This window comes from Paenibacillus sp. VT-400 (genome assembly GCF_001029205.1).
GTDB classification, from domain to species: Bacteria; Bacillota; Bacilli; order Paenibacillales; family Paenibacillaceae; genus Paenibacillus; species Paenibacillus amylolyticus.
In genome coordinates this window covers 777095-789153 of sequence record NZ_LELF01000047.1, presented here as the reverse complement: position 1 = coordinate 789153, position 12059 = coordinate 777095, and the positions used below count along the sequence as shown (strand labels likewise).

Sequence of the window (12059 nt, the reverse complement as noted above, 5' to 3'; positions counted from 1 at the left end):
GACGGGTGGGATAATCGGAGGGAGAGAACGGAATGAAGTTGCTTGTGTGGTTTGTCAAAATCGTGCTAACCGTGTTGCTGGTCAGTTCACTGACACTGCTCACGACCGGATTAATTGTACAGTCATATGCGAAGTCGCTACTCGCGAGTTTTAATATTCAGTGGGAAGGTCAACCCATGGGGTTAACCGCCATGTTCCAAGGTTCCTTGGGCGGTAAAACCAGCGAGGGGAATAAATCAGGAAATGGGACTACAGATCAGCCGACAGGAGCGGACGAAGAGCAGGTTCCGGAAGATGCTGTTTCAGTTATGGGGAATGGGACGGAGAGCGGTCAATCTGGCGTAGATGCAGGCAATAATGCGTCCCAAGGGAGCGGCTCAGGCGAGGGCGCAGGTGCAGGCTCAGGTACAGATACGACTGGCGGATCAAACTCAGGCACAAGTGCAGGCAATGGGACGGATACGGGCACGGGTAATGACTCAGGAACAGATCAGGGTAGTGGTTCGGCTTCAGGCAATGGAACCGGAGCGGCCAGCGGCGGTGCTTCTTCAGGCAATGATGCCATTGTTGTATCACCGGATGACATTACAGGAGCGAAGGACAAGCTGCCAGCAGAGGAGAAAGAAAAAATCTTCAGCCTGCTCATGAACAAGCTGCCACAGAAAGAAATGCAGCAGATCTCAGGTGCCATGGAAGGTGGCCTAACGGAACAGGAATTACGTGAGATTGAACAGGTGATCTCGAAGTACCTGACCAGTGAAGAGTACGACAACCTGATGGAAGTACTGCAAACAGAATAAGATTGGAAGGTACAGCAGGCGTGCTCATAGACGGGTATCGCCTGATTCATAATGTAATGGACTTGTCGATGGTGATTGAATATAATTTATTTAAATAAATAATGGAAATGCCTATAGGAGGGAACAGTGTATGAAATATAAAGGGAAAGAACACGACATATAAAAACGTTTAGGCAACATTGCAGAAACCTCCAGTCCAATTCGTGGACCTCCGTTCATAGGTGCTTTCAAGAGAACCGATGGACTTTTGTTTATGAATACACTAATTGGAGGCTTTATTGAACATGAACTTATATCATTCTAATTCAGAACCATCACTAAAAAAGTTTACCGAGGCGGCGAAAGAGCGATACGAGCAAGGGCTGCAAGAGGCGGACCAGCCGTTTAGTGGCTGGGATTTTAGCTATGTAACAGGGAGTGGGCGACTCCAGAGCGGAATGTTGCCTTGGTCATATGGAACGATGGCGCGCCGATTGTTGAATCAAACAGAACGAATGCTCGACATGGGCACTGGTGGAGGAGAAATGCTGTCCAGACTCCGTCCCCTTCCTCCATACACATGTGCGACCGAAGGCTATCTCCCCAATATACCGATTGCAGAGGAACGTTTACAGCCGCTCGGTGTGAAGGTGCTTCCAGTGACTGATGATTCGCAACTTCCTTTCGTAGAAGGGGAATTTGATCTGATTCTTAATCGGCATGAGTCGTATGATGAGCAGGAAGTTAGGCGGATTCTAGCGGTAGGGGGACTGTTTCTGACTCAACAGGTAGGTTGGTCAGATTGCTGGGAGATCAATGAGCGGCTTGGCATTCCTATGCCAGCGGATTACGCTGGATGGGAGCTGGATCGTGCTGTTCTTCAGCTGGAACAGTGTGGATTCCGTATTCTGGAGCAACGGGAAGCAACTCCCGCGCAGCGTTTCTATGATATAGGGGCACTGGTATATTATCTAAAGACCATCCCGTGGCAAGTACCTGATTTCAAAGTGGAACAGTTCCGTCAGCCGTTAATGGATATTCATATGGAGATGGAGCACAATGGATTCTGGGAAGTACAGCAGAAGCGATTTGTAATTCTTGCAGTCAAAGAATAGAGACATAAAAGTTAATTTCTATTGTGGCATGAGATGAAATCCAGTTTAAGATAAACCACAAACAGGTTGTTTACGTAATCCCTTATCAGAGTTGATCTGGTGAGGGATTTCATTTGTATTTTTATGAAAAATAAAGCATATTTCACTGGGTCTTAGAACCTAGTCTTAATTTGCGAACAAAAGTACATAGTACAGCGGATGTTGAGGCATAATGGGTGATGGACCAGCCGTACTATCTTATGGATAATTCAGGGAAACCAAGCGTGGCGTGGCTTTGCGGTGTGACGTATAGAGTTGAAATGAGTGTAAAACCTGTGTTAAAGTATACGGGTGTGATAAAAGGTTAAAATTTTGACACTTTTACGAGCGCAGCTAAAGTCCTGATTTTGCGGACACCCAATACAAGTATCAACGAGCATGGGACAGACACGATGGGTGATGTCTTGACAGAAATGCGAACTGAGAAGTGCTGAAAAGGAGAGAATCATGAAAGGTTTCAGAGGCATACGCCAACCGGGCAAAGACCGGGTACACGAACAATCCGGGGAACACCGGACGGCCGAAGACAAAAACAACATGAGCATGTCCACCTTCAGTGTGAATAAGAAGCGCGTTCTGGCCTCGCGCAAATGGATCATTACAGCAGCATGTGGTGTATTCATCGCAGCATCGCTCGGGTTCGCAGGCAAACAATATGTTACTGCAAACACCGTACCGTACTATAAAGTAATGGTTAAAGGTAGCGAGATTGGTACCATTGCAGATGAGGCACAATTACAACAACTATTTACAGACAAAACCGAGGAATATCAAAATAAATATCCGGATGCAGAGATGGTGCTGAACACGGATGGCATCACAACCGAAACGGTAAGAGCGTACAAACCTGAAGTGAACAGTGACGAGACGCTGGACAAACTGGGTGACATGCTGACAGCCTACGCCAAAGGTGTGGAGCTCAAGGTAGACGGTGAAGTCATTGGTATCGTGAAGGATCAGGCAACAGCTGATGCAATCCTGGAACAAGTGCAGAGCAAATACATATCGGCATCGGCTGTGCGAAGTTCGCTTAAGACGAAGTCGGTATCGGCTAACTCCTCGAAGAAAGAGGAGGGACCTAGCATAACTCTGAAGTCGGTAGGCATCAAGGAAGATGTAGCGACAGATGTGGTGAAGGCTGATCCAAACAAAATATGGGATGTGTCCGAGGCGGTTAAAGCTTTAACCGTTGGTAAAGACGCGCCTGTAACTTATGTGGTTCGTGAAGGAGATACGATCTCTTCGATCGCTGCCAAGTATGAAATTACACAAAGCGAGATTCGCCAGCATAATCCGGGCATCAAGGAAACGTCGCTTCAAATCGGAGACGAACTGACCTTGACCGTTCCGAAACCGGCGGTAACCGTTAAATCGGTGGAGCAGGTTGTTGAACAGATTGAGATCAAACCACAAGTGGAAGTGCGCAAAAGTGCCGAGTTGAAAGCTGGTACCACTAAAGTCGTGCGCCCAGGACAAAGTGGCTTAAAAAGCATGCAGTACCGTATAACGAAAGAAAATGGTGAAGTGGTTCAGGAAGAGTGGCTTGGTCAGGAAGTGATTAAAGCAGCTGTAACTGAAGTGGTCCTTAGCGGGACAAAAGTGGTTGGTGAGGGCACAGGTGAATTTGCTTGGCCGGTATCAAATGCAACGATGAGCAGCAGCTTCGGACAACGCTGGGGTCGCCAGCACAAAGGTGTCGATCTGGTAGGTAACCGCGATGTGAAAGCGTCTGATGAGGGTGTAATTACGTTTGCAGGACAGAAAAGCGGTTATGGTAATGTCATCATTATTAACCACCGTAACGGATACGAAACACTGTATGGGCATTTGAACAGCATTGGCGTTAAGGTTGGACAAGTGGTTGAAAAAGGCGAGAGTATCGGCGTTATGGGTAACACGGGTCGTTCGACCGGAACACATCTGCATTTTGAGATTATTAAGAATGGAACGGTAGAAAATCCGTTAACGTATCTGAACTAATATAGAGCTTAAGTAGAGCAAGGTTGGCTATGATGCTGGCCTTGTTTTTTGCTGCTGTAAAAAATTTTCAGATGAAAGACCTTCCAAGCCCCTGATCGGGATGTGACGGTGCTTCAGGTATGTTAAACTAGAGAGTATAAACAACAAACTAGAGAAACAAATCAAGCAGGCTTGGTACAAGCTAAACATAGAAGAGAGATATAAACGCTAACGCGGATTAAGCAGGATATAGGGGTGAACTTAGCCGATGCAGGGGAAGATTTTGGTGGTGGACGATGAACAGCCCATCGCGGACATTCTGAAGTTTAATTTGGAAAAAGAGGGGTACGACGTCATCTGTGCATTCGATGGTATTCGTGCGGTTGAACTGGCGCTATCCGAGAAACCGGATCTGATGCTGCTGGATCTGATGCTCCCGGGCAAGGACGGTATGGATGTATGTCGTGAGGTGCGCGCTCATCTGGAGATGCCAATCATTATGCTTACCGCCAAAGATGGCGAGATCGACAAGGTGCTCGGGCTAGAATTGGGTGCGGATGATTACGTTACGAAGCCATTTAGTACGCGTGAGCTGCTTGCACGGGTGAAGGCACATATGCGCAGACGGCAAAAGCTTGCGATTACGGCAGAAGCGCATGAAGACGAAGAGAAGCAGGTCATGCGGCTATTTGATCTGGCTTTTGATATGGACATGTATACGGCTTATAAAGGCGGAGAACCGCTTGATCTGACCCACCGTGAATACGAACTTCTCTATTATATGGCGAAGCATTCCGGCAAGGTTATGACACGGGAACATCTGCTGCAAGCGGTATGGGGATATGAATATTTCGGTGATGTACGTACCGTGGATGTCACGATCCGTCGTTTGCGTGAGAAGATTGAGGAGAATCCGAGCAAACCGGAAACGATTCTGACTCGCCGCGGGCTCGGTTATCTCGTGCGCAGTGCCAAAAGCGTGGGGATATAATGGGCCGATTCGCGCGATTTTCGTTCTTTCGAACGATTCAGGCGAAATTGATAATTATCTATGTACTGCTGATTCTGATTGCGATGCAATTGATCGGGGTTTATTTTGTGAGCGCGATGAAGAACTCACTAACGAGCAACTTTACGGAAGACTTGCAGGCGCGTGCGGAGATGCTGTCGGTTCTCGTGGGGGAGACGATGGCTGGTGGAGAAGCAGAGGCTGGCGAGGACAAAACGGAAAATCTGCGTGTGCTGGTGAACAACCTGTTCAACATTAACGGTGCCGAGATTCAGGTGCTGGATGCCAGCGGCAAGGTACTCACGACCTCGCTAAGTTCACATTCGGACTATGTGGGGCGCAAAAATACCCAAACCGTTGTCAGCCGTGCGCTGCAAGGCATTCGGGACAATGAGGAATATATCGTGGACGAGGATAATGTTCGCAAAAAGGTCGTCGCCAAGCCGGTGCTGTCCGGCGGCAAGATCATTGGCGCGGTCTACATCGCGGCATCCATGAACGAGCTGTATTCCACGATGGAGGGAATCAACAAAATCTTCATCTCCGGCATCCTGATTGCCCTGGTGTTAACGGCGGTGCTTGGCGTGATTCTGTCCCATACGATCACGCAGCCGATTAAGGAAGTGACTCGGAGAGCGACAGCGGTCGCAGAAGGTAACTTTGATCAACAGACACCTGTATTTGGCACGGATGAGATTGGTCAGCTCAGTCGGGCTTTTAACTATATGACCAGCAGGCTTCGGGATGCACTTTCACTGAATGAAGAGGAGAAGGAGAAGTTGACCTCCATTCTGACGAATATGAGTGATGGTGTGGTTGCTACGGATGAGTACGGTAAAGTTATTCTCGTAAACCGTCGTGCCAGCAGCATTCTGGGTATGCATCCTGCTGATATTGAAGGAAGACACTTCGCTATATTACTCGGCATTGATCCGGAGGATGCGGAAGCCCTCGCGAGTGGTTTCACAGGTTCAACTTTGCTGCAGATTGCACCCGCAGGACAAGAAGAGCCTGTGGTCATTCGGATGACGTTCACACCGGTTCATCGACGTGAACGGGGAATCACGGGAACGATTGCCGTACTTCAGGATGTTACCGAGCAGGAAGAGCTTGAAGCATCCCGGCGTGAATTTGTGGCCAATGTATCCCATGAACTGCGTACACCACTGACGACGATCAAGAGTTACGCGGAAGCGCTGGATGACGGGGCATTGGAAGATCCGCAGCTTGCCGGTCGTTTCGTTGGTGTTATTCAGAACGAGACGGAACGAATGATACGACTGGTTACGGATCTGCTGCATCTATCGCGGCTGGATTCCAAGGAAGCTTTACTGCGCAAGCAGCCAACCGATATTCTGGAAATGCTGGAGGAAGTGACGGATCGATTCTCGTTCCAGATGCATCAGAAGGATATTCAGCCTGTATTATCTGTGGAGAATGATATTCCGGCTGTCCCGCTGGATCGTGATCAGATTGATCAGGTGCTGGATAATGTCGTGTCCAATGCGCTGAAATATACATTGGAAGGCGGCACCATTACGATTGCGGCTAGACGCAGTGATGAACATGCACTTGCCATCTCGGTATCGGATACCGGAATGGGTATCCCACAGCGCGATCTGGATCGCATTTTTGAGCGGTTTTATCGGGTGGACAAGGCTCGTTCCCGCAGTATGGGAGGCACAGGGCTAGGACTGTCCATTGCCCGGGAAATTGTGAAGGCACATGATGGTAGCATCTCTCTGGAGTCTGAAGTAGATGTGGGAACGACAGTAACGTTCACACTGCCGATGCGTGAGAAAGGGGGTGAGCACCGTGAAGGAACGGATTAAATCCTTGGTGCTTGCTGCCCTTGTTGTAGCCAGTCTGGTTCAGAGTTATTTTCTGATCTACCGTTTGCCCGGAGGCGGGGATTCCATTGTGACGTCAGAGACGAATTATGTGAAGACGGAAAATATGGGTCAGGAACGCAATATTGAAGAATTGATCTTCCCCGATCAGATGATTATTCATCTGGGCGAGGATAAACATACGGTGTTTTACCCTGGCAATACGTTCTATCAGTTAATTTATTCACGGTTACAGGGGCGAGCGTTCGATGATTTTCAGCGCCGTAGTGTGCAATCGGTGAACTGGGATCAGATTCGCAAGGAGAACCCTGGGTTTGAGCTATCGTTCAAAGAAGGTATTCCCGTAGCATTGTTACAGCGGGTGATGAGGCTTGGGACGGATTCCTTATTTCAAGGGGAGACGATTAACCGAATTTCGATCTATACGTCCAAAAATGAAACGAAGGCCCATGCGCTGTTCTTCAGCGCCAAGGGAGACGTGGTATACGAAGCAACGCAGGCGGACCTGACAGTACAAGACGTGCAGCAGCATGTTGACTTTGGTACGAACTGGACGCCATATACGCTGATGGATGGCGGGTATTATATCCCTGCGGAAGCGTTGGAGACGATTGAGGCGGATGTGCCAACAGGTCAGTTCACGGTTGAGCAGATGCAGCGGAGTCTGTTCTTCGATCCAAGCATGACCCGGAATATCCGGGAAAAAGATGGATCGGAGATCTACACGGACAGTAAACGTAGTCTGCAAGTTAAACAGGAACAACGCTGGATCAGTTATACCGATCCGGCGGCACCGCCTGCGGGACAGATTGATCCTGCGAAGGATGCGTTGTCTGCGGTTGACTTTGTGAATCAACATGGTGGCTGGAAAGGTCGGTCACGCATGATGCTGGAGACCGCTGACAGCAAGACGCAGCTTGAATTCCAGCAGTATTATGGCAGCTATCCGATTATGGATTCCATGCAGTTCCGCTTTGGCACGATCAGTATGGAGATGCAGCAGGAGACGGTATCCAGTTATGAGCGATCACTGGAATACCTGAACGAAGGTGCAGAGACGAAGAAATCGGTAAAGTTGCCTGGCGGAGACAAGCTGAAGGCTCTTATTAAAAAGGTAGCAGGTGAGAATCGCCAGGTGGTGGATGTCTACCCGGCGTATCGTCCTTCTTCAATTGAGGACGGACTAAAGCTGATTCCGGTATGGGTGATCCGCTTTGGAAACGGGGAGGAAACCACCGTTTCTTGATGGGTTGTAGGGTAATGGAGTCATTCGATATCCGAGCGAGGTGTAAGGTCACACGATAACGGAGAGGGCAGAAAAAAGCTGGAGAAGCGAAGCCAAAAGCTTTCTGAAAGAAAGCTGCATCGAAAGCATACGCTTCGCCTTTATCGCCGGATTTCTCCCTTAGGAAAAGGGAATCAAGAAATCTGGGGATAACAGCGATCGGAAGGTTGTTCTGACCGCGGAGTGGGCCAGTGTGATATTAGTTGCTTTTATCAAATGGACGGAGGTGAATGTTTTGGATTGGGGACGGGCGAAAAATGTGTTGATCTATGCCTTTCTGCTGCTCAATCTGGTGCTGGGATACCAGATCTGGATGGATGCGCGGGAGACGGCCGGAGCCAATCTGGACTTCACCTCACTGGCAGATAATACACAGCAGGCGATGGAAGAGAAGGGCATTCAGGTGCTGGCTCCGATTCCGAATGAAACGCCGAAGCTGCCAAAGTTGTCCTATGAGTTCATTGAAGAGGACAGAGCTGGCGTGGATATGGAACTGGAACAGCCTGTAGATAGCAAGTTGATCTTCTCGCAGAGCGAGCTGGAAGATGCATTAGAGCGTGAGATTCCACAGATCGGGACATACCGGCTGGATCAGCTGATGGCCGAGGATGGGGCTTTTGTGCTTCACCCACTGGTCGATGGCAAATGGCCGCTCTTCAATGTGAGTCTGGAGTTATTCTACAGCGATCAGAAAATAACGGGTTACCGTCAAACTCCAGTGCGGATTACAACCGCAGAGGAGAGCGATCAGCAGGTGCTTCCGGCGTCGAAGGCGCTGGGAACGCTGATCGAGAACTTTTTGCCAAATGATGCAATTGTCAAAGATATTCAGCTGGGCTATTACGGCCAGTTGTTCAATTCAGATATACAGGTAGCGATGCCGGCATGGCGGTTCGTGCTGGAAAGTGGCGAAGTGTTGTACGTGCAGGGCATCAGTGGGGATGTATTCAGTCCCAAGACAGACAAACCAGGGGAGTAATGCGTTATGGGGATATATTTTACCGTGTTATCCAGCGGTTCGACAGGTAATGCCACAGTCATACAACATGGGGGCACATCTCTCATGATTGATGCGGGTCTTAGTGCGAAGCGATTGGATGCACTGTTTCAGGAAAGGGAGATTTCTGGGGCAGAACTGGACGGGATTCTGGTTACACATGAACATTCCGATCACATTAAAGGACTAGGCGCGATGTCTCGGAAATATAATTTACCAATCTACGCGAATCTGAATACGTGGGCGGCGCTGGAGAAGTCGGTTGGGGCGATTCCAGAGGAAAACCGGAGGGTATTTGAGACGGGTGAACAGCATGATTTTGGGTCACTGCGCGTGGAATCCTTTGGGATCTCGCATGATGCGGCTGAGCCGGTAGGTTATACGTTCGATGATGGTACTGAGAAGCTGTCTGTTGCAACGGATCTCGGGTACATGAGCGACAAGGTTCGCGATGCGATATCCGATTCTGATGTGCTGGTGCTGGAGGCGAATCATGATGTCGAATTGCTGCGTATGGGACGTTATCCGTGGAACACCAAGCGCCGGATTTTGAGCGACATTGGGCATTTGTCGAACGAAGCGGCAGGGGCAGCGCTCAGTGAACTGATGAACGGACGCATCAAGCGCACGTATCTGGCACATCTTAGCCGGGATCATAATATGATGGACTTGGCGAAAATGTCGGTGCGCGACGCGATGGAGAGCCGTGGATGCTTTTATCGGGATCATGAGTTCAAACTCTGTGATACGTATTACGACCGTCCTACGCCATGGGATAGGGTGGGTGAGCCATAAAGCTGTCCAGTTCGGCGGCTTTGCGCTCGACTTCCTCGCGGGTCAGGATGCCTTTATCAATAAGCAGTTCAATGATGGTGCTGAGTGCAAGGGTATTGCGATAGTGTTCTTCCTTGAGATCGGCCAGCTTGGCCGCCATATGAACTTCATCCATGGCTGTGAGTGTACGCGTGCGATCCATATATATCCTCCTCTATGAAGCTTCGAATTGTCTTTTACTATTATTGTAGTCAGGCTTGATGGAAAACATTCCTCTTTTTGCCGCTAACATTTGTGTGATGAGACGTGTATGCTGAACCTGTGACTATGCAGGGGTGAAAAAGTTCTTCAAATTTGCCAAAATGGCGCTTAGCGGACCGGATTTTGTGGTGATAGATACTATGGACCTTTATTGTTAAGCGCGTTATAGCGGAAATTTGCTTTAATTTTCGTAAATATGCAACTTTTTGTGATTTGACGTGTTTAGTATATGAGGAGCATTGTGATTTTTGCTGTTTTGCGTGTGAAATGGCATGTCATAGAATGCGAGAGCATGATTGATAGAGTCACTGACAGAATGGCGTGTCCGTTCTGTTGTACATAGACGCTGTATCTTGATTTGATGCCGGGATGCGGCGATATGCAAGACCATTTTTTAAAATTGCAAAAAAGCATGGGAAACCGTTGGAGTCTTCACGTAACGAAGACGACAGAAGAAACCTGAAGAAACAGAGTGTTCGCCTTTAGGAACAAATTTTTACCTTGGAAGAGGGGATCAAAAAAATTTGTGAGTAACAGCGATCGGAAGGTTCGTCTGTTGGCGGAGTGGTGTATGTGAGAACTCCATCGTTGATCCATGCGAAAACTTAGGCGGCAGTCAGGGTCTTGATGCGTGACAACGAAGGGGAGAGGATCACGATGGGATTGTTTGGAGACGATTTTTATTCAACCAAAGTATCAAGACGCGCCGAACCTGAACAGAAAGGCAAACTTCAGATCATCCGCCCTGGAGGCAGAGCACGTGGACGTGACCGCTGGAGCAATCCGCGCAGATCGCGTACGGGAATCAGTTCCACAGTGAAGGTAGCTGTGATTAGCTCGGTGATCAGCTCCATCGTGACCGTCATGCTGTTTAGCTTCATCACACAGCCTGCTTCGTTACCGCTGGCTAATGCTACAGGTAATGGTGGTGGAGGCGGTGCACAGACAGCGCAGGCAGCTGATCCATACGACCGGATTATCCAGGCAGCAGCCCATGTTCGTCCTTCAGTGGTGAGCATTGTGAACCATAAAACGGGTAGCAGTCTATCGATGGAAGATTCGGCGCTGGGCTCAGGGGTCATTTTCAAGAAGGAAGATGGCAAGGCTTATATTATGACCAACCACCACGTTGTGGAGGGGGCGAGTGATCTGGAGATTGTGACCGTAGATGGGGAGACACACAAAGCGAAGCTGGTTGGTAAAGACCGGGTAAGTGACATTGCGGTACTATCTGCAGAAGACAAAGGGCTGGGTGCAGTGGCGGAGATCGGCGATTCCAGTAAACTTCAACGGGGTCAAACGGTGCTGGCAATTGGAAACCCGCTCGGTCTGGGTGGTACGCTGACATCCGGTATTGTAAGTTATACGGATCGTATTCTGCCTGTATCGATTAATCAGGACGGGGTGTACGACTGGGAGCAAAATGTGATCCAGACGGATGCGGCGATTAATGAAGGTAATAGTGGCGGTGCTTTGGTCGATCTGAACGGCAAAGTGGTCGGCATCAACACGATGAAGATCTCGGATACGGGCGTTGAAGGTCTTGGCTTCGCGATTCCGATGAACGAAGTGATGAAAACGGTAGATTCCCTGCTACTGAACGGTAAAGTATCTCGTCCATACCTCGGCGTGTACACGGTGGATCTGAGCAACCCTTATGCCCCACTGGATGACGAGCAGCGCAAAGATCTGAAGCTGCCATCTCACGTGGACAGCGGCGTGGTTGTGTTGGAAGCATCCGGTCCGGCATCCGAAGCAGGTATGAAGCTGAATGATGTCATTACGGAATTTGACGGGCAAAAAATTACCTCCACGCTGGATCTGCGGAAGTATCTGTACGATGAGAAGAAGATTGGGGATACGATTGAAGTGACCTTCTACCGGGATGGCAAAGCTGAGAAAGTATCGGTGAAGTTGACGGATAAACCGGAGTAGGGAAGTTTCGAACGCAGCTTATGCTGTTGTTTGGATTGTAATAGGGAATGCTAGAA

The 12059-nt window shown here is 49.1% G+C and carries 10 protein-coding genes; 9 read left to right on the top strand and 1 reads right to left on the bottom strand.

What is annotated here, in order from left to right; all coding sequences use genetic code 11:
* Window positions 1–32: 32 nt before the first annotated feature.
* From EL84_RS05725 to EL84_RS05690, 8 genes are all read left to right on the top strand, one after another.
* Complete coding sequence (locus EL84_RS05725; RefSeq protein ID WP_047841019.1) at window positions 33–800, top strand: hypothetical protein; 768 nt, start codon at window positions 33–35, stop codon at window positions 798–800.
* Window positions 801–1084: 284 nt separating this feature from the next.
* Window positions 1085–1894 carry a class I SAM-dependent methyltransferase gene (locus EL84_RS05720; RefSeq protein WP_235431488.1) on the top strand — a complete coding sequence of 270 codons (810 nt, stop codon included), beginning with the start codon at window positions 1085–1087 and terminating at the stop codon, window positions 1892–1894.
* A 486-nt stretch (window positions 1895–2380) separates the two neighbouring features.
* On the top strand, window positions 2381–3913 hold the full coding sequence (locus tag EL84_RS05715) for a peptidoglycan DD-metalloendopeptidase family protein (protein ID WP_152682964.1): 1533 nt from the start codon (window positions 2381–2383) through the stop codon (window positions 3911–3913).
* 247 nt (window positions 3914–4160) lie between these two features.
* Window positions 4161–4883 (top strand): response regulator YycF, encoded by a 723-nt coding sequence (gene yycF, locus EL84_RS05710; protein ID WP_047841018.1) that lies wholly within the window; start codon window positions 4161–4163, stop codon window positions 4881–4883.
* On the top strand, window positions 4883–6733 hold the full coding sequence (walK, locus tag EL84_RS05705) for a cell wall metabolism sensor histidine kinase WalK (RefSeq protein WP_036671863.1): 1851 nt from the start codon (window positions 4883–4885) through the stop codon (window positions 6731–6733). The genes yycF and walK overlap by 1 nt, the downstream gene beginning before the upstream one ends.
* Window positions 6717–7997 (top strand): YycH family regulatory protein, encoded by a 1281-nt coding sequence (locus EL84_RS05700; RefSeq protein WP_047841017.1) that lies wholly within the window; start codon window positions 6717–6719, stop codon window positions 7995–7997. The genes walK and EL84_RS05700 overlap by 17 nt, the downstream gene beginning before the upstream one ends.
* A 274-nt stretch (window positions 7998–8271) precedes the next feature.
* A complete protein-coding gene (yycI, locus tag EL84_RS05695) occupies window positions 8272–9015 on the top strand; it encodes a two-component system regulatory protein YycI (protein ID WP_047841111.1) in 744 nt (247 codons plus the stop codon).
* A gap of 6 nt (window positions 9016–9021) precedes the next feature.
* Window positions 9022–9828 carry an MBL fold metallo-hydrolase gene (locus EL84_RS05690; RefSeq protein ID WP_047841016.1) on the top strand — a complete coding sequence of 269 codons (807 nt, stop codon included), beginning with the start codon at window positions 9022–9024 and terminating at the stop codon, window positions 9826–9828.
* On the opposite strand, the gene EL84_RS05685 is transcribed toward EL84_RS05690, so the two are convergent.
* Window positions 9797–10009 carry a hypothetical protein gene (locus EL84_RS05685; protein ID WP_036611899.1) on the bottom strand — a complete coding sequence of 71 codons (213 nt, stop codon included), beginning with the start codon at window positions 10007–10009 and terminating at the stop codon, window positions 9797–9799. The two genes, EL84_RS05690 and EL84_RS05685, sit on opposite strands and share 32 nt — an antisense overlap.
* Window positions 10010–10725: 716 nt before the next feature.
* Here EL84_RS05685 and EL84_RS05680 point away from each other — a divergent pair.
* A complete protein-coding gene (locus tag EL84_RS05680; protein ID WP_036611896.1) occupies window positions 10726–12003 on the top strand; it encodes a S1C family serine protease in 1278 nt (425 codons plus the stop codon).
* The last annotated feature ends 56 nt before the right edge of the window (window positions 12004–12059 follow it).

Bases quoted from the DNA above. Each gene is read 5' to 3' on its own strand.
- EL84_RS05725 (WP_047841019.1), top strand. From the start codon at position 33: ATGAAGTTGCTTGTGTGGTTTGTCAAAATCGTGCTAACCGTGTTGCTG.
- EL84_RS05720 (WP_235431488.1), top strand. From the start codon at position 1,085: ATGAACTTATATCATTCTAATTCAGAACCATCACTAAAAAAGTTTACC.
- EL84_RS05715 (WP_152682964.1), top strand. From the start codon at position 2,381: ATGAAAGGTTTCAGAGGCATACGCCAACCGGGCAAAGACCGGGTACAC.
- yycF (WP_047841018.1), top strand. From the start codon at position 4,161: ATGCAGGGGAAGATTTTGGTGGTGGACGATGAACAGCCCATCGCGGAC.
- walK (WP_036671863.1), top strand. From the start codon at position 4,883: ATGGGCCGATTCGCGCGATTTTCGTTCTTTCGAACGATTCAGGCGAAA.
- EL84_RS05690 (WP_047841016.1), top strand. From the start codon at position 9,022: ATGGGGATATATTTTACCGTGTTATCCAGCGGTTCGACAGGTAATGCC.
- EL84_RS05685 (WP_036611899.1), bottom strand. From the start codon at position 10,009: ATGGATCGCACGCGTACACTCACAGCCATGGATGAAGTTCATATGGCG.
- EL84_RS05680 (WP_036611896.1), top strand. From the start codon at position 10,726: ATGGGATTGTTTGGAGACGATTTTTATTCAACCAAAGTATCAAGACGC.